This window comes from Pseudomonadota bacterium, from assembly GCA_041395565.1.
In the GTDB taxonomy this organism is placed as follows: Bacteria; Pseudomonadota; Gammaproteobacteria; order UBA9214; family UBA9214; genus UBA9214.
The window spans coordinates 88,780-105,147 of record JAWLAI010000006.1 but is presented as its reverse complement, the minus strand read 5'-3'; the positions used below and the strand labels follow the sequence as shown (position 1 = coordinate 105,147).

The window sequence follows — 16,368 nt, the reverse complement described above, 5'->3', positions numbered from 1 at the left end:
ATCCAAAACCGGCTCAGGCCGACTTCCTGACATTAACGGCCGGCCAACGCGCACGCGCTGTCTCGGTCAGCAAGACCGCTGGTATCTCCGGTATCTCAAGATCCATGTACCCGGCGCTGGTCCTGATAAATGCCTCCAGTGCCTCGTGATACATGGCTTCGCGGGTGTCATACGGCGTCAACAGTTCAGCATTCGGCATGACCATCCTCCTTGTATTGACATAGCAAGCGATAAAAGCCTGACTAAAATACTCGGGAATTATTCTAAAAACCTGAGTAAAACAGTCAAGTATTAATCGGGGGAGTATGGCTATCCATGACGGGATAGATCGAGACACCGGTGAAGCTGTCTCTTCGATGTATAAGTTTTTGTTTTAATGGATTAATTCAAATTATCTGGAATTCATTTGGCTGAGGCGAAATGACCTCGACTCCAGGAAACCTGGCTCATAGCACACAGCTTGCGTGTATCTGTTGTGGTAGCCACAGTGCTGCCAGGGATGCAGCCAGGCGAGGAGTGGGGTGAATGGGCTTCGTCTAGTCCTTCTGAGCGGATACAGCCTGAGATTTTCTTGTGGGGATTTGAAATGGGGTCCGATGCCGATTCGATCATTTGGCCGACTGCTCTTTGTTGCGACCCTCAGGGCATGCAGGACGGTGTCTCACCGGTGCGCGCCAATTCCCGCAGGTCGTCCGGTTCGTTGATATTGAAGAAGGCCTCCGGCCGGTCCGAGAAATCCACGGTTACCGCATCCAGTTGGGTCATGGCGTCCTCGACGCGATAGTGCCCCGCGATCAGGCGGGCGCGCAGGGTGGCAGCGCAGTCGCGGGACAGCATCGAGTAAACCGGGTGTGCGCGCATGCCGTCATGAACCATGGCGGCCTGCCGGTCGCCCCGCGCCATGGCGGTGCCCAGGCGCGAGACTAGGCCGGGCGGCAGGGTGGGGGTATCGCAGGGTACGAACACAACGTGTTCATGGGACGCCTGTTCCAGTCCGGCGAGCATGCCGGCGAGCGGGCCGCGGAAATCCGGCCAGCGGTCGGTAACGACGGGATAGCCGGTGCGCCGGTACTGTTCGAGATTGCGGTTGGCGCTGATGAGCAGCTCATTTACCTGTGGCGCCAGTGCCGCGGCGATGCGTTCCACCAGCGTCTGCCCGGCGAACTCGATCAGGCCCTTGTCCCGGCCGCCCAGGCGCCGGCCGCGGCCGCCGGCCAGAATGACACCGGTGACGGGTGGGGGAGCGGCGACGTGGCGCTGCATGCCGTCAGCAGGGCAGGAGGCGGTTACGGTACGCGACCGTCAGCCCGTCGCCGTGCCGGCCACCACCCGGAGCGTTTTCTCCGGTTCCTCTGCTACCGCGGGTTCCTTTTCCTGTTTCACGGACGCGCCGCCGCCCGGCCGGCGCTGGCGTTCATAGAGGAACTTGAGCACGGCGGCGCGGTAATGGTTGTATTCCGCGCTGTCGGCCAGCGCGACGCGATCGCGCGGCCGCGCCAGCCGGATGTCCAGCACCTCGCCGATGGTGGCGGCCGGGCCGTTGGTCATCATGACGATGCGATCCGACAGCAGCACCGCCTCGTCGACGTCGTGCGTGATCATGATGACGGTATTGCCCAGCTCGGCGTGGATCTCCATCAGCGAGTCCTGCATGTGGGCGCGGGTGAGCGCGTCGAGGGCGCCGAAGGGTTCGTCCATCAGCAGCACCTTGGGCTGCATCGCCAGCGCGCGCGCGATGCCCACGCGCTGTTTCATGCCGCCGGAGATCTCGCCGGGCAGCTTGTCCATGGCGTGCTCCATGTGCACGAGGCGCAGGTTGTGTTCGATCCAGTCCTTCATCTCGGCCTTGCTCTTCTGACGGCGGAACACCGTCTTCACCGCCAATTCGACGTTCTGGTAGGCGGTGAGCCAGGGCAGCAGCGAGTGGTGCTGGAACACGACCGCGCGGTCCGGGCCCGGCTCGTCGACTTCCGTGCCGTCCAGCACGACGCCGCCCGTGGTCGCCTGCAGCAGGCCGGCGACCACGTTGAGCACGGTCGACTTGCCGCAGCCGGAGTGGCCGATCAGCGACACGTACTCGCCCTTGCCGATGACCAGGTTGACGTTGTCCAGCGCGGTGAAGCTGCCGCCCGGTGTATCGAACACCATGGACACGTGATCGATGTTGAGATGTTCGCCTGACATGTTGCTCTCCTGGTTGATCCTTGGTTATCGCGGTTACTAGCGCAGCACGGCATCCTTGTCCCAGGATACCCGGCGCTGGATCATCAGCATGCCGCGGTCGAGCAGGAAGCCGATGATGCCGATGGTGAATACCGCGACCATGATCCGGCCGAGCGAGTTCGAGCTGCCGTTCTGGAATTCGTCCCAGACGAACTTGCCGAGCCCGGGGTTCTGCGCCAGCATCTCCGCGGCGATCAGCACCATCCAGCCGATGCCGAGACTGAGGCGCAGGCCGGTGAAGATCATCGGCAGCGCGGAGGGCAGGGCGATCTTCCAGACCGTGGTGAACCAGCCCAGGCGCAGCACCTTGCCGACATTGACCAGGTCGCGGTCCATGGACGATACGCCGACGGCCGTGTTGATCAGCGTCGGCCACAGGCAGCACAGCGTGACCGTGATCGCGGAGGTCAGGTAGGACTTGGAGAACATCGGGTCGTCGGTGACATAGAGCGCGCTGACCAGCATGGTAACGATCGGCAGCCAGGCCAGCGGCGAGACCGGCTTGAAGATCTGTACGATCGGGTTGATCGCCCGGTACACGTTGGTGCTGAGCCCGGAGATCACGCCGATCGGCACGGCAATGATGGAACCGAGCAGAAAGCCGGTAAACACCGTCTTCAGGCTGGTGAAGATCTGGTCCAGGAAGGTCGGCTTGCCGGTGTACGGGCGGATGCGCACCTCGGCCTGGGGATCGGCGGCGAGCTTCTCGCGGTTGCGCTGTTCCTGCCGTTCATAGAAGGCGGCTTCCTTGGCCCGCTCCGCGCGATGTTCGTCGACCAGGTTTAGCGCCTGCCGCCAGACCTCGACCGGGCCCGGCACCTGGCCCAGCGAGGTCTCGATGCGTGCCGCGGCGGCACCCCAGAGTGCCAGGAACAGCGCGAAAGCGATGAGTGGCAGCACGAACATCCGCACGGCCTCCTGGTAGTCCTCCCTGCGGAAGGTCTTCAGTGTAATCGTCGTCATGGTTATTACCTCGTCTGTGTACGGCCGGTCACGCACCGTCCGTTTCAGTTCACCTTGTCCTTGCCCTTCAGGCCGATCGGGAATTGCGCGAGATACGCGTTCGGCTTGGTGCCGTCGTAGGTGATGCCGTCGATGAACTCGGTCTGCGGCGGGCGGAAGCCGGTTTCCGTGGCGAAATCGGGGAAATCCTCGGCTTTCGCCTTGCCCTCGGCGATCAGCTCCTTGGCCGCCTCGGCGTACAGGTCGGGGCGGTAGACCTGCTTCGCGGTTTCCATGTACCAGGCATCCGGCTTGTACTCGGCGATCTGGCCCCAGCGCCGCATCTGGGTCAGGTACCACACCGCATCGGAGTAATAGGGATAGGTCGCGTTGTAGCGGAAGAACACGTTGAAATCCGGTACCGAGCGCTTGTCGCCCTTCTCGTACTCGAAGGTGCCGGTCATGCTGTTGGCGATCACCTCGTAGTCCGCACCGACATACTCCGGACGGGACATGATCTTCGCCGCTTCCTTGCGGTTGGCCAGGCCGCCCGAGTCGAGCCACATGGCGGCGCGGATCAGCGCCTTGAGCACCGCCTTGTGGGTGTTCGGGTTCTGCTGCGCCCATTCGCTGGAGACGCCGAACACCTTCTCGGGATTGTCCTTCCAGATTTCGTAGTCCGTGATCACCGGCACGCCGATGCCCTTGAACACGGCCTGCTGGTTCCACGGCTCGCCCACGCAGTAGCCGTAGATGGTGCCGGCTTCCAGCGTCGCCGGCATCTGCGGCGGCGGCGTGACCGACAGCAGTGCCTGGGCCTGGATCTGGCCGGTGATGTCGCCCTTCTCGGGTGCGTAGAAGCCGGGGTGGATGCCGCCCGCCGCGAGCCAGTAGCGCAGCTCGTAGTTGTGCGTGGAAACCGGGAAGACCATGCCCATGTTGAAGGGCTTGCCCTCCTTGATGTACTTCTCCACCACCGGTTTCAGGTAGTCGGCCTTGATCGGGTGTACCGGCTTGCCGTTCTCGTGCGGGACATGCGCCTTCATCTGTTCCCAGATGTCATTGGAGACGGTGATGCCGTTGCCGTTCAGGTCCATGCTGAACGCGGTGATGATGTGTGCCTTGGTGCCGAAGCCGATGGTGGCGCCGAGCGGCTGGCCGGCCAGCATGTGCGCGCCGTCGAGCTCGCCGTCGATGACCCGGTCCAGCAGCACCTTCCAGTTGGCCTGCGGTTCCAGCGTGACGTACAGCCCCTCGTCCTCGAAGAATCCCTTCTCGTAGGCGATGGCCAGCGGTGCCATGTCGGTCAGCTTGATGAAGCCGAATTTCAGGTCCTCCTTCTCCAGCTTGCCGGCAGCGGCGGACAGCGGGGTGGCCGTCGCCGCGGCGAGCATGGCGCCCGCCATGCAATATGTCCCGATACGCTGCAATGACCGGACTGCACCGGCCAGCCGCCGGAAGGGATTGCTGTGTTTCATGCTCGCTCCTTGTCGTGCTCTGATCAAAAAAAAAGCCCACATGACCCGCCCCGCCGCCCGGGGTGCGATCCTGTGGACTCCGTTGTCCGCGGCAGCCGCCATTGGCTGCCTCCAATTTGAAACTGTTCAGTCTGTGATACCCGTGGCAGCGACATTGCGGCCGGTATCGACTCGTTAATTTGCAGTTTCCGTGCCATAACGGCAATGCGCTGATTTACAGCGACAATCACCATAGCCGGGAGCGTATGCGCCGTGTATTTGCACATGGACAGTGCATGAACAGGCGCCGCCCGTGCATTCCGTGCATCCTGTCGGTGCAGTGCGCGGGCGGCACACGCTGACCGCTTGCCGCCCGCACCACGGCCGCGCCGGTACCAGGCAGGGCGCGTTCAGAAGCTGACTTCGCCCCACAGCCAGAATTTGTCGGTGTCCACCGCGAACGTGTCCGCGTCATAGCTCGCGTATTTGATGCCGGCCGCGTAGTGCTTGCCGAACTTCTTCGCCGCCAGCAGGTCGAGTTCCGTGCCGAAGTCGGCGCCGCCGGTGTCGGCCTGGAAATCATGGTACACGGCGGTCAGCTTCACCCCCGCGATGCCGCCGCTGGCCAGCACGTAGATATCTTCCAGCCCCTGTCCGTCAGGGGTGTTGAGAAAGACGTCGGCCCAGCCGTTGAAGGCATGCTTGGTGGCCAGCGGCGTTTCGAAGGAGAAGGCGTTGTCGGCGCCCAGCAGTTCGTAACCGACCTTGCCGGTGATGCCGGAGACTTCGGCGCCGATTTCCAGCAGGCGGTAGTCGGCGTCGATGGCATCGTTGCCGTCCTTGTAGTCGGACTGCCGCGCGAATTCGGCGGTGTACAGCAGTTTGAAGCCGGAGAGCTCCGTGGCCCCCGCCAGGCGCAGGCCCCACGTCTGCTGGGACAGCAGCGGGCTGTCGCGGAACTCGATCAGATAGCCGTAGCCGGTCAGCGTGCCGAAGCCGAGGCCGGCATAGCTGGCGTTGAGCAGGTGGGCGTGGACGTCGGTCGCGTTGCCCGAGATGTCCTTGATCTCGTCGAGGTAGGCATAGGTGAGCACGGTGTCCGGCAGCGACTGGTTGCTGAGCAGGGCGCCGGTGTAGGTCTGCTCGTTCTGGCGCCAGCCGACGTTGCCCACGAAACGCGCATTGTCCAGCACGATGCGCTGCCGCCCGGCACGTATCAGCGTGTCGCGCAAACCCGAATAGTCGAGATAGGACTGGTTCACCTCCGTGACTTCGGGGTCGGCGACGGTGGAGTACTGCACCTTGCCGTTACGCGTGCTGTTGTAGTCGTCGCCCAGGATGGCGGTGGTGTTTTCCATTTCCACGAAGGCAGCGAAGTCGCGGAAGGTCCCGGTCCGGTATCCCAGCCGTGTCCGCAGGGTGAACGCGTCCGCATTCTCAAGGGGATTGTCCTGGTCGACGTTCTCGTAGCGCAGGCGCAGGTCGAGTTCCGGCTTGCCGGAGACCAGGGCCTCGGTGAACGTGGCGGCGCCGGCCGGGCAGGTCAGTGCCGTACAAATGATGCCGGTCAGTACCGGCGTGTGGCGTGTGCATAGCGGGGTGTGCATGATCATCTCTCTCTGAGTGTGGTGTTGGTACGGTGTCGCGTGACAGGCGGGTGGCGGTCGACCGGGTGGCGGCTCTGCAGGTGTCCCTTGCACGGTATCCGTCCCGGTCCTGCTGCCTGGTGTCTCCGTCCGCGTCATGGCCAAAAAAAATGGCGCACTTCGCAGCGGTTGGAACCGCTGCGCAGAACGCCATTGTTCGATAGCCGGCAGTTACGCCGCCTCATTGCACCCGACCGGCATTGGCCGGATGCAGCCTGTCGCTTGCCTGGCTAGCACGAAACATGCCAGGAAATTTAATTCCAGTATTACAGGCAGATGGCATTGCACGACGCCAGCTCACCACCGCTTGTTGTGCTGGTTTGGTGCCGCATGGTCGCGCGAGCGCACGGGAACAGTGCGGCTGTTCGACTGCGGATGACACCCGGGATGACAGTCAGACAGCGTGCGCGACGGCGCTGCGCATGCCGGCGTACGCAACAGCGAGCGACGTCCGCAGCGCGGCACGCTGCGATCGCGTCCGTGCCGCCAGCGGCGGCGGCTGCGCGCGGGCAGGGGTACCCGCGCATGGTCGGGGCGACCCGCGGCCGACGCGAACCTGCAGCGCGCCGGCGCGCCATCGTCCCGCACCCGTGCGGTGCGGACGCCCGGCTGCGAACCGGGCGCGTGCTCGCGGTCCGGTACGCAGTGCCCGACTCTAATGATGCAGCCGTGTGGCGGCGGTCGCGGGGCCGGAGCGCCGGCTGGATTCAAAGCGGTGCGTCGACCCGTATCTTGCGCCGACATGGTGCGCGCGCCGCGCAGCCGGATCCGCAACACGCGTGCGATCCGGCATGACGACCGCTGCAATTCAGCAGCTTAGAGGCATCCCCGGTGGTGGACCGGTTCTGGTACAGAGATTGCAGCGCTTAAGGCAGCCTGGCCGTGCCGGTGTAGCGCCGATCAGGGCTTGTTGAACGCACAGAGGATACAGCGATGAAGATCAGAGTCGAGCTCAACCTGGAACTGGGCCTGCAGGAATTCGTCACGGAGCAGACCGGCAAGCGGCAGCCGGAGATTCCCCTGCGCCTGCAGCAGACGGCATTGCCCGGCTTGCACGAACCCAGGCCTGCCGGCCCCGCGGCGGTTGCCACCCGGCGCGTGCACTGAAGTGCTGTGCTGCATCCCGGTGTGGCCAGTGGGCAGCACGGCAGCCCGCTGCATGACGGCCGGTCCCATGAACCGGCACGCGACGTGCTAGCGCATGCTGTTCGGGCGCGGTAACAAGAACCCCATCCGGATCGCCGACAAGGGTGTGCAGGAGTGGCGCTATGCCACCTGCGGTTACTGTTCCACCGGCTGTTCGATCGAGGTGGGGCTGAACGCTGAGGGCGTTCCCGTCAGTTCGCGCGGCGTTGCGGATGCCGACGTCAACCGCGGCAAGCTGTGCCTGAAGGGAATCTTCGAACACGAACTGTTCGACTCCGCCGGGCGGGGCCTGCAACCCCTGCTGCGGGACCGGTGGCATGAGGCGTGGCAGCCGGCCGCCTGGGATACCGCGCTGGACCGGCTGCACGACGGGATCCGTGGGGTACAGGAACGGCACGGCCCTGATTCATTCGCCATCATCTCCACGGGCCAGATGCTGACCGAGGAGTTCTACACGCTGGGCAAGCTCACCCGCGGCCTGATCGGCACCAACAACTACGATGGCAACACCACGCTGTGCATGGCCTCGGCGGTATCCGGCTACAAGCGCTCCTTCGGCTCGGACGGTCCGCCCGGCTGTTACGAGGACTTCGAACACACCGATTGCCTGATCGCCTGGGGCTCCAATCTCCCGGAACAGCACCCGATCATCTACTGGCGGCTGAAGGAAGCCCAGGAACAGCGCGGCTTCCCGCTGATCGTGGTCGACCCGCGCGTGACCATGCTGGCGCAGAACGCCAACATCCACCTGCCGATCACGCCGGGCACCGATGTCGTGCTGATGAACGCCATGATGCACGTGATCCTGCGGGAAGGCCTGCAGGACCAGCGCTATATCGACGCCAATACGACGGGCATCGAGGCGCTGCGCACCGAGGTGGAAAAGTACGACCCGGTGACCGCCGCCAGGATCTGCGGCATCGACGAGGACACCATTCGCGTCGTCGCGCGCACCTTCGCCAGGGCCGGTGCTGCCATGCAGATCTGGACCATGGGCATCAACCAGTCGACGCACGGCTCGGACGGTGTGGTGGGCATCAACAACCTGGCCCTGATCACCGGCAACATCGGCAAGCCGGGCGGCACGAGCCTGTCGATCACCGGCCAGTGCAATGCCATGGGCACGCGCGAATGGTCGTCCTGTTCCGGTCTGCCGAACTACCGCTACCTCGAGGTGCCCGAGCACCGCGAGGAGATCGCCCGGTTCTGGAATATCGACCCGGAATTCTTCCCCAAGCAACGCGGCATGTTCCAGACCGACATCTATCAGGCGATGGAGGCGGGGCAGATCAAGGGGCTGTGGCTGATCGCGACCAACCCCATGTCCTCGCTGCCGAACACCGCCCGCATCCGCCGCGCGATGGAGCAGCTCGAATTCTGCTGCGTGCAGGACTGCTATCAGGACACGGAGAGTGCCCAGTATGCGCATGTCTACCTGCCGGCAGGCACCTGGGCGGAAAAGGACGGCGTGATGACCAACACCGAACGGCGCATCAACCGCGTCAGGCCCGTCACCCGCCCGCCGGGGGAGGCAAAGCCGGACCTGTGGATCTTCAACCGGGTGGCGGAGCGCTTCAACCGGGACGGCAGGGTGAAATTCCCGGAAACCGCTGCAGAGATCTTCCTGGAAATGGGCCAGATCTCGCGCGGCCGGCTCGCGGACATCTCGGGCATGGACCATGACCTGATCGAGCGCAACCGCGGCATCCAGTGGCCGTATACCGCCGCGCAGCGCGCACAGGGCGAGGCGCCGCCGCGGGGGGGCAAACGCCTCTATACCGAGGCTGCGACCTTCAGCTACCCGGACGGCCGCGCCCGGCTGATCCCGCTGCCCTTCGTCGACAACAACGAGGTGCCCGACGCCGAATATCCGGTATGGCTCAACACGGGTCGTCTCATCGAACACTGGCATGGCCGCTCCAAGACCGGCAAGATCGCCAACAACAACAAGTTCAGTCCGATCCCTTTCATCGAGATCAATCCCGACCTGGCCTCCGAGCTGGATATCCGGCGCGGCGAGTACGTGCGCCTCGTGTCGCGCCGCGGTGATGCGGTGGCCATGGTGCAGCCGACCCAGCGGGTGCCGCGGAACATGGTGTTCCTGCCGTTCCACTACCATGACTGCGCCAACCGGCTGACCCTCGGCCTGCTCGATCCCTATTCGCGTCAGCCGGCCTTCAAGCAGTCTGCCGTGCGCATCGAGAAGCTTGCCGACCAGTGGGCGGCGGCACGCCTGTCGATGGAACGGCGCACTTTCTGAGCGCGCAGCGATGTTCCCCGTACGCCCCGACGAACCTGCCTACGCCCGGCTGCACGATCCGACCAGCCAGAGTGCCAACCGTTACGGCAAGCCGATCGAGACGGTGCCGGAAGGCCATGCGCTGCGCAATCAGAGCCTCGCCATCAACGGCGACGACGGCATCGGCGACAATCCCAACCGCTACCGGCAGCACGGTTTCTTCTTCAACGCCGACAACTGCATCGCCTGCCATGCCTGCGAGGCCGCCTGCTCGGAGAAGAACGACAACCCGGCGCACATCGCCTTCCGCTCGGTGGGTTTCGTCGAGGGGGGCACCTATCCCGACTACCAGCGCATCAACATCTCGATGGCCTGCAACCATTGCGACAACCCGGTGTGCCTGAAAGGTTGCCCGACCCGGGCCTATACCAAGTTCGCCGAGTACGGCGCCGTGCTGCAGGACCCGGACATCTGCTTCGGCTGTGGCTACTGCACCTGGGTCTGCCCGTACAACGCGCCGCAGCTGGATCCCGTCAAGGGCCAGGTCACGAAGTGCAATATGTGCGTGGACCGGCTGGAGGCGGGACTGAAACCGGCCTGCGTGACGGCCTGCCTCGGCAAGGCGCTCGATTTCGGCGTGATCGAGAACATCCCGGAGGGCCGTTGCCAGGCGAAGACCAGCATCCCCGGTTTTCCGCGTACCGACATCACCCATCCGAACATCCGCTTCCAGCAGACCCGGGTGACGCAGCGGGATATGCGGCGCGTGGACAGCATGCCGCTGAAATATCACAAGGATGATGCAAGCGACACGTTCGTGCCGCAGCTGGATCCCGAGCAGGGTGCCGCGTGCGCGTGGAACCTGAAGTCATTGCTCGGTTCGCATGAAAACGCCCATGTCGCGTTCACCCTCTCGACGCAGGCGGTCATGGGCGCGTTCGCGTTGCTGGTCACGCTGCCCGGCCTTGCCGTGCTCGACACCCTGGCCAGCCTGACCGTCATGCTGGTGCTGATCGGCTTCGGGCTGTTCCGGCTCAACATGCATCTGGGCAAGCCGCACCGCTTCTACCGCGGCTTCAACAACTGGCGCCTGTCGCCGGTGAGCCGGGAAATCGCCGGTGTCTCGCTGTTTTTTGCCGGACTGTCCGGGTATGCGTGCTTCACCCTGTTGCCGACGTTCCCGTTTGCCGGGCTGCTCAAGTCCGCCAGCATGGCGGCAGGACTGCTGGGGCTGGCCGTGGGCGGTTACTACATGTACCGGCTGTACCGCATCAAGGCGCGCCCGTTCTGGGATCACTGGCACACGGGCGCCGCCTTCATCGGCGCCGGCCTGGCCCTCGGCGGCCTGCTGCTGGGGCTGCTGGCGCTCGCGCAGGGCCTGCTGTCCCCGGCGTTGGCAGCGACGCTGGGGAGCGTCATGGCCGCCGGTTTTACGGTGGAAGGAGTCGGTCTGTTCGTGCACGCGCGCGACATGGGTTGCGCCGAACACGAGGGTGTCGTTTCCCACTTTCAGCAGACCACCCGCTACGGCTGGCCCTACCGGTTGCGCAACGGCCTGCTGGCCGCCAGCCTGCTGCTGGCGCTGTGGCTGTCGGTAACCGGGAGTACGCTGCCGCTGTTGCTGCTGGCACCGCTGGCCGTGGTCGCGGCGATACTCGGACGTGCGCTGTTCTATGTGCTGGTCATACCCACCACCATGCCGGGCGCGTTCTTCTGGCGCAACCGCGCCTTCGAGGCGCATGCCCGCGAGACCGGCCTGGCCGAACTGCCGCAGGTGGGTGTGCTGCCGGAGGGGCATTGAGTAGGGGTATGAAGGGTAATTAGGGACAGACCACGTTTGCGTCATTGGATGCCACCTGAAGCACACACCCGGGCGAAAACGTGGTCTGTCCCCCCTTTCCGGCTGAATCCGATATCAATGAATACAGACCCGTCAGATCGCATGCTTGGCAGTCCTGTCCCGGTCCTCGGCTTCGCAGCCTGCAGCGGGACCGGCAAGACCACCCTGCTGATCCGGCTGATTCCGCTGCTCGCACGGCGCGGCCTGCGCATCGCCATGATCAAGCATGCGCACCACGACTTCGACATCGATATTCCCGGCAAGGACAGCTACGAGCTGCGCCGGGCCGGCGCACGCCAGGTGCTGGTCGCCTCCGACCGGCGGCGCGCACTGATCTCGGAATGCAGCCCGCCGCGCGAACCGGCCCTGGCTGAACTGGTCGCGGCGCTCGACCAGGATACGCTCGATCTGGTGCTGGTCGAGGGCTTCCGGCATCTGCCGTTTCCCAAGATCGAGCTGCACCGCCCGGCACTGGGTCACCCGCTGCTGTGCCGCGAGGACCGCAGCATCATCGCCGTGGCCAGCGACGCGGCGCCTGAATGCGGCGCTCTGCCCGTGCTGGACATCAACCATCCGGCCGGGGTCGCGGACTTCATCGTCGGCTGGTTGGACGCTGCCGAACCGCGCGGGGCTGCGAGTACCGCCGGCCGCTCATCCCCAAGGTTCTCAGGGGATTGATGCCGGCCTGCCCGAACGGGGGAGGGTGGGGGCGCACTCGATTTGCTAGTTTGAATGGGGCTCTGAGGAGGACATCACATGAACCCGGTCATCCCCGCAGGCGCTGACGCGGGTCGTCTGCGCGATTGCCGCGAGCGGCACCCGACCGTGTCGGAGCATCGCAGCCTGCGCCAGCCGTTCCAGCGGTTGCGCGACCTGTAACCATGGCCCCCGTACTGACCGATCCCTACGGACGCCGTATCGACTACCTGCGGCTGTCGGTCACGGACCGCTGCGACCTGCGCTGCCGCTACTGCCTCCCGGACGGCTACCGCGGCGTGAGCGAACCGGCGGACTGGCTCGATTTCGGCGAGATCGAGCGCGTGGTCGGCGCGTTCGCTGCGCTGGGTGTGCGACGCGTGCGCATCACCGGCGGCGAGCCGCTGGTCCGCCGGGAGCTGCCGCGGCTGGTGGCGCGCCTGGCCCGGCTGCCGGGCATCGCGGACCTTTCGCTCAGAACCAATGCCGTGGCACTGGCGCGCCAGGCCGTCGCGCTGCGCACGGCCGGCATCACGCGCATCAACGTCAGTCTCGACACGCTGCAACCGGCGCGTTTCCGGGACATCACGCGCGGCCGGCTCGACAAGGTGCTGGACGGCCTGGCGGCGGCGCAGGCCGCCGGATTCGACCCGATCAAGATCAACATGGTGGTCATGCGCGGCGTCAATGACGACGAGACCGTCGCCATGGTGCGCTTCTGCATCGCGCACGGTTTCACCCTGCGCTTCATCGAGACCATGCCGGTCGGCACCACCGGCCAGGCCGCCACGGATCATTACCTCAGCCTGCAGCAGGTGCGCGCCCGCCTCGAGCGGGAATACACGCTGCTGCCGGGCGTCATGCCGGGCGGCGGCCCGGCGCGTTACGTGCAGGTCGCCGGTACCGACCTGCGCATCGGTTTCATCACGCCGCTGTCGCAGCATTTCTGCGCCAGCTGCAACCGGGTGCGGCTGGCCGTGGACGGCCGCCTGCACCTGTGCCTGGGGCAGGAACACAGCTTCGATTTCCGCGGCCTGCTGCGGGGCGGTGTCAGCGACGCCGGGTTGCGCGCGGCGGTCCACAGCGCCATCGCACTCAAGCCCGAGCGCCATGAATTCAGCGAGCGGCCGCAACAGGTGGTACGCTTCATGGCCCAGACGGGCGGGTGAGTGATCCCGGGCGCCGATATTCCGCAACAGGCAAGCGAACATATGAAAACACACGAGAACGGGGCCCTGTTCAGGCCGCTGCGTATCGCCGTACTGACGGTCTCCGACACGCGCACCGAGCAGAACGACACCTCCGGGCAGGCGCTGATCGAGAGTCTCACCGCTGCCGGACATGCGCTGGCGGAAAGGCAGATCGTGCCGGACGACATCTACCTGATACGCCGCGAGCTGTCGCGCTGGATCGCGGATGCAGACGTGCAGGCGATCATCACCACGGGCGGCACCGGACTGACCGGCCGCGACGGTACGCCCGAGGCGGCCAGCGCGCTGTTCGACCGCACCATCGAGGGTTTCGGGGAGCTGTTCCGCTGGCTGTCCTACGACGAGGTCGGCACCTCGACCATCGCCTCGCGCGCGGTAGCCGGCATCGCCAATGCCACCTTCATCTTCTGTCTGCCAGGCTCGACCAATGCCTGCAGGACCGGCTGGTCGCGGCTGATCGGGCCGCAACTCGATGCACGCAACCGTCCCTGCAACCTGACCGAGCTGCTGCCGCGTCTGCGCGAGCGTTGATATGAACACATCCGCCGATCCCTGTTTCGCACCAGCCGTCCCGCTGCTCGGGGTCGAGGAGGCCATCGAGCGCATGCTCGCACAGACCGGCACGGTCGTCCGCACGCGCAAGGCGATGCTGGCCGATGCGGGCGGGCGCATCCTGGCCGAGGCGCTGACGGCGCCGCTGGACGTGCCGGGCTTCGACAACAGCGCCATGGACGGCTACGCGCTGAACAGCGCGGACCTCGCCACGGCGCGTGCCGGCGGTCTGCCGGTCAGCCAGCGCATCACTGCGGGCATGCCGGGCGTGCCGCTCATCGCCGGCACGTGCGCGCGCATCTTCACCGGCGCCCCCGTGCCGGCAGGCGCCGACACGGTGGTGATGCAGGAGGTTTGTCGTGAACAGGACGCGCGCATGGTGCTCGACGCAGACGCAGCGGTGTCGGCCGGAGCCAACATCCGCCCGCGCGGCAACGATATCGCGACCGGCGACACCCTGCTGGAGCCCGGTTGCGTGCTGCGTGCCGCGCACATAGGCCTGGTTGCCGCCGTCGGTGTCGACCGCCTGCGCATCTACCGCAAGCTGCGCGTGGCGGTGTTTTCCACCGGCGACGAGCTGGTGGAGCCCGGCCACAAGCTCGCGCCCGGCCGGATCTACAACAGCAACCGCTATCTCCTGCACGAGCTGCTGATCACGCAGGGCTGCAAGGTGATCGATCTTGGCACCGTACCGGACGCACCCGCCGCGACGCGCACGGCGCTCACGCGCGCCGCGGCGCGCGCCGACCTGATCATTTCCAGCGGGGGCGTGTCGGTCGGCGAGGAGGATCACGTCAAGGCCGCGCTGCAGGCGCTCGGCGAAATGACGCTCTGGCGCATCCGCATGAAGCCCGGCAAGCCGCTTGCCTTCGGCCGCGTACACAAGTCGGCCTTCATCGGTCTGCCCGGCAACCCGGTTTCCGTGTTCGTGACCTTCCTGCTGTTCGCGCTGCCGGTCATCCGCCGGCTGCAGGGGCGCAGCGATACCGTGCCGGTGAGCTATCCGGTGCGGGCGGATTTCTCCTGCCGCGCGAAAGGGCGGCGCGAATACGTGCGCGTGCAGGTGCGCGCCTCGGCCGAGGGTCCGGTGGCGCAGGCCTACCCGCGCCAGGGCTCCGACGTCCTCAGTTCGGTGGCCTGGGCCGATGGTCTGGTGGAGATCGCCGAAAACGCCACCGTGCAGCCCGGTGACAGCGTGCGCTACCTGCCGTTTGCACAGTGGCAGCAATGAGCCGGCTGACCCATCTCGACGCGGAGGGCCGGGCACGGATGGTCGATGTCAGCGACAAACCCGCCAGCCGGCGCGTGGCCCGCGCCCGGGCCTGCGTCACCATGCAGCCGGACACGCTGGCATTGATCGCGGCCGGCGCTCATGCCAAGGGCGACGTGCTCACCGTGGCACGCATCGCGGGCATCCAGGCTGCGAAGCGCTGCGCGGAGCTGATCCCGCTGTGCCATCCGCTGCCGCTGACCGGCATCGAGGTCGAGCTGGTGCTGGAGCCGGAGCGCAACCGCGTCCGCATCGACAGCGAGTGCCGTGTCAGCGCGGAGACCGGGGTCGAGATGGAGGCGCTGACCGCCGCGGCCGTCGCCGCGCTGACCGTGTACGACATGTGCAAGGCGGTGGATCGCGGCATGGTGATCGGGGAGGTGCGGCTGCTGCACAAGTCCGGCGGGCGCAGCGGCGCGTGGGATGCGGAGATTGCCTGATGCTGCAGCTGCGCTACTTCGCCAGCCTGCGCGAGGAACTCGGCCTTGCCGATGAACGGATCGAGCTGCCGGCAGGGGTTGCGACGATAGCGCAACTGACCGAGTGGCTGCGCGCGCGCGGGCCGCGCTGGAGCGACGCGCTGGCCGTGCCGAAGCTGCTGACCGCGCGCAACCATGCGCTGGTTGCGCGCGACACGATCGTGCAGGACGGCGACGAGATCGCCTGGTTTCCGCCGGTGACGGGAGGCTGAGATGGACGCGGTGCGCGTGCAGACCGTGGACTTCGACCCGGGCGCGGAGCTGGAACGGCTGCGGCGTGACTGTGGCGGGCGGGCCGGTGCGCTGGTCAGCTTTACCGGCCTGGTGCGCGATCTCAACGACGGTGCGCGGGTGTCGGAACTGCGCCTGGAACACTATCCCGGCATGACGGAAAAGGTGCTCGCAGAACTGGCCGCGTACGCCACCGCGCAGTGGTCACTGGTCGGGAGCGTGATCATCCACCGTGTCGGGCCGCTCAAGCCGAACGAGCGCATCGTGTTCGTTGCCGTGGCCAGTGCGCATCGCCAGGCCGCGTTCCAGGCCTGCGCCTATCTGATCGATGAACTCAAGCAGCGGGCACCGTTCTGGAAGCAGGAGGCTACGCCGGCCGGCGCGCGCTGGGTGACGGCAGCGCAGCCGCGGGAGGATTGACGCCCGGCGCTGGCCC

17 protein-coding genes are annotated in these 16,368 nt (G+C 65.9%); 11 read left to right on the top strand and 6 right to left on the bottom strand.

Going from position 1 to position 16,368, the window contains the following annotated elements; translation table 11 throughout:
* Window positions 1-13 precede the first annotated feature (13 nt).
* The 6 genes from R3F42_10205 to R3F42_10180 form a co-directional block, all read right to left on the bottom strand.
* Window positions 14-199 (bottom strand): hypothetical protein, encoded by a 186-nt coding sequence (locus R3F42_10205; GenBank protein MEZ5542407.1) that lies wholly within the window; start codon window positions 197-199, stop codon window positions 14-16.
* Window positions 200-639: 440 nt separating this feature from the next.
* Window positions 640-1,263 (bottom strand): molybdenum cofactor guanylyltransferase MobA, encoded by a 624-nt coding sequence (gene mobA / locus R3F42_10200; protein ID MEZ5542406.1) that lies wholly within the window; start codon window positions 1,261-1,263, stop codon window positions 640-642.
* A 39-nt stretch (window positions 1,264-1,302) separates the two neighbouring features.
* A complete protein-coding gene (locus R3F42_10195; protein ID MEZ5542405.1) occupies window positions 1,303-2,184 on the bottom strand; it encodes an ABC transporter ATP-binding protein in 882 nt (293 codons plus the stop codon).
* Between the two features lie 36 nt (window positions 2,185-2,220).
* Window positions 2,221-3,129, bottom strand: a complete 909-nt coding sequence (locus R3F42_10190; GenBank protein MEZ5542404.1) for an ABC transporter permease — start codon at window positions 3,127-3,129, stop codon at window positions 2,221-2,223.
* Between the two features lie 101 nt (window positions 3,130-3,230).
* Complete coding sequence (locus tag R3F42_10185) at window positions 3,231-4,559, bottom strand: CmpA/NrtA family ABC transporter substrate-binding protein (protein MEZ5542403.1); 1,329 nt, start codon at window positions 4,557-4,559, stop codon at window positions 3,231-3,233.
* Between the two features lie 473 nt (window positions 4,560-5,032).
* Window positions 5,033-6,229, bottom strand: a complete 1,197-nt coding sequence (locus tag R3F42_10180) for an alginate export family protein (protein ID MEZ5542402.1) — start codon at window positions 6,227-6,229, stop codon at window positions 5,033-5,035.
* 972 nt (window positions 6,230-7,201) lie between these two features.
* On the opposite strand from R3F42_10180, the gene R3F42_10175 reads away from it, so the two are divergent.
* From R3F42_10175 to R3F42_10125, 11 genes are all read left to right on the top strand, one after another.
* Window positions 7,202-7,375 carry a hypothetical protein gene (locus tag R3F42_10175; GenBank protein ID MEZ5542401.1) on the top strand — a complete coding sequence of 58 codons (174 nt, stop codon included), beginning with the start codon at window positions 7,202-7,204 and terminating at the stop codon, window positions 7,373-7,375.
* Between the two features lie 94 nt (window positions 7,376-7,469).
* Window positions 7,470-9,674: a nitrate reductase gene (locus R3F42_10170; protein ID MEZ5542400.1), complete on the top strand. Its 2,205-nt coding sequence runs from the start codon at window positions 7,470-7,472 to the stop codon at window positions 9,672-9,674.
* 10 nt (window positions 9,675-9,684) lie between these two features.
* Window positions 9,685-11,454 carry a DmsC/YnfH family molybdoenzyme membrane anchor subunit gene (locus tag R3F42_10165; protein ID MEZ5542399.1) on the top strand — a complete coding sequence of 590 codons (1,770 nt, stop codon included), beginning with the start codon at window positions 9,685-9,687 and terminating at the stop codon, window positions 11,452-11,454.
* 141 nt (window positions 11,455-11,595) lie between these two features.
* A complete protein-coding gene (gene mobB, locus R3F42_10160) occupies window positions 11,596-12,171 on the top strand; it encodes a molybdopterin-guanine dinucleotide biosynthesis protein B (GenBank protein MEZ5542398.1) in 576 nt (191 codons plus the stop codon).
* Window positions 12,172-12,249: 78 nt separating this feature from the next.
* Complete coding sequence (locus R3F42_10155) at window positions 12,250-12,372, top strand: hypothetical protein (GenBank protein MEZ5542397.1); 123 nt, start codon at window positions 12,250-12,252, stop codon at window positions 12,370-12,372.
* Between the two features lie 2 nt (window positions 12,373-12,374).
* Window positions 12,375-13,358: a GTP 3',8-cyclase MoaA gene (gene moaA, locus R3F42_10150; protein MEZ5542396.1), complete on the top strand. Its 984-nt coding sequence runs from the start codon at window positions 12,375-12,377 to the stop codon at window positions 13,356-13,358.
* A gap of 42 nt (window positions 13,359-13,400) precedes the next feature.
* On the top strand, window positions 13,401-13,931 hold the full coding sequence (moaB, locus tag R3F42_10145) for a molybdenum cofactor biosynthesis protein B (GenBank protein ID MEZ5542395.1): 531 nt from the start codon (window positions 13,401-13,403) through the stop codon (window positions 13,929-13,931).
* Window position 13,932: 1 nt separating this feature from the next.
* The gene (locus R3F42_10140) at window positions 13,933-15,183 is read left to right on the top strand and encodes a molybdopterin molybdotransferase MoeA (protein MEZ5542394.1); all 1,251 of its coding nucleotides are present in this window, start codon (window positions 13,933-13,935) and stop codon (window positions 15,181-15,183) included.
* Window positions 15,180-15,662: a cyclic pyranopterin monophosphate synthase MoaC gene (gene moaC / locus R3F42_10135; protein MEZ5542393.1), complete on the top strand. Its 483-nt coding sequence runs from the start codon at window positions 15,180-15,182 to the stop codon at window positions 15,660-15,662. Before R3F42_10140 ends, moaC begins: the two co-directional genes overlap by 4 nt.
* Complete coding sequence (moaD, locus tag R3F42_10130; GenBank protein MEZ5542392.1) at window positions 15,659-15,913, top strand: molybdopterin converting factor subunit 1; 255 nt, start codon at window positions 15,659-15,661, stop codon at window positions 15,911-15,913. Before moaC ends, moaD begins: the two co-directional genes overlap by 4 nt.
* A 1-nt stretch (window position 15,914) precedes the next feature.
* Window positions 15,915-16,352 (top strand): molybdenum cofactor biosynthesis protein MoaE, encoded by a 438-nt coding sequence (locus R3F42_10125; GenBank protein ID MEZ5542391.1) that lies wholly within the window; start codon window positions 15,915-15,917, stop codon window positions 16,350-16,352.
* Window positions 16,353-16,368 lie beyond the last annotated feature (16 nt).

What these genes read in the sequence shown, in the direction of transcription:
- R3F42_10205 (MEZ5542407.1), bottom strand. Translation starts at nt 199, where the DNA reads ATGCCGAATGCTGAACTGTTGACGCCGTATGACACCCGCGAAGCCATG.
- mobA (MEZ5542406.1), bottom strand. Translation starts at nt 1,263, where the DNA reads ATGCAGCGCCACGTCGCCGCTCCCCCACCCGTCACCGGTGTCATTCTG.
- R3F42_10195 (MEZ5542405.1), bottom strand. Translation starts at nt 2,184, where the DNA reads ATGTCAGGCGAACATCTCAACATCGATCACGTGTCCATGGTGTTCGAT.
- R3F42_10190 (MEZ5542404.1), bottom strand. Translation starts at nt 3,129, where the DNA reads ATGTTCGTGCTGCCACTCATCGCTTTCGCGCTGTTCCTGGCACTCTGG.
- R3F42_10185 (MEZ5542403.1), bottom strand. Translation starts at nt 4,559, where the DNA reads ATGCTCGCCGCGGCGACGGCCACCCCGCTGTCCGCCGCTGCCGGCAAG.
- R3F42_10180 (MEZ5542402.1), bottom strand. Translation starts at nt 6,229, where the DNA reads ATGCACACCCCGCTATGCACACGCCACACGCCGGTACTGACCGGCATC.
- R3F42_10175 (MEZ5542401.1), top strand. Translation starts at nt 7,202, where the DNA reads ATGAAGATCAGAGTCGAGCTCAACCTGGAACTGGGCCTGCAGGAATTC.
- R3F42_10170 (MEZ5542400.1), top strand. Translation starts at nt 7,470, where the DNA reads ATGCTGTTCGGGCGCGGTAACAAGAACCCCATCCGGATCGCCGACAAG.
- R3F42_10165 (MEZ5542399.1), top strand. Translation starts at nt 9,685, where the DNA reads ATGTTCCCCGTACGCCCCGACGAACCTGCCTACGCCCGGCTGCACGAT.
- mobB (MEZ5542398.1), top strand. Translation starts at nt 11,596, where the DNA reads ATGCTTGGCAGTCCTGTCCCGGTCCTCGGCTTCGCAGCCTGCAGCGGG.
- R3F42_10155 (MEZ5542397.1), top strand. Translation starts at nt 12,250, where the DNA reads ATGAACCCGGTCATCCCCGCAGGCGCTGACGCGGGTCGTCTGCGCGAT.
- moaA (MEZ5542396.1), top strand. Translation starts at nt 12,375, where the DNA reads ATGGCCCCCGTACTGACCGATCCCTACGGACGCCGTATCGACTACCTG.
- moaB (MEZ5542395.1), top strand. Translation starts at nt 13,401, where the DNA reads ATGAAAACACACGAGAACGGGGCCCTGTTCAGGCCGCTGCGTATCGCC.
- R3F42_10140 (MEZ5542394.1), top strand. Translation starts at nt 13,933, where the DNA reads ATGAACACATCCGCCGATCCCTGTTTCGCACCAGCCGTCCCGCTGCTC.
- moaC (MEZ5542393.1), top strand. Translation starts at nt 15,180, where the DNA reads ATGAGCCGGCTGACCCATCTCGACGCGGAGGGCCGGGCACGGATGGTC.
- R3F42_10125 (MEZ5542391.1), top strand. Translation starts at nt 15,915, where the DNA reads ATGGACGCGGTGCGCGTGCAGACCGTGGACTTCGACCCGGGCGCGGAG.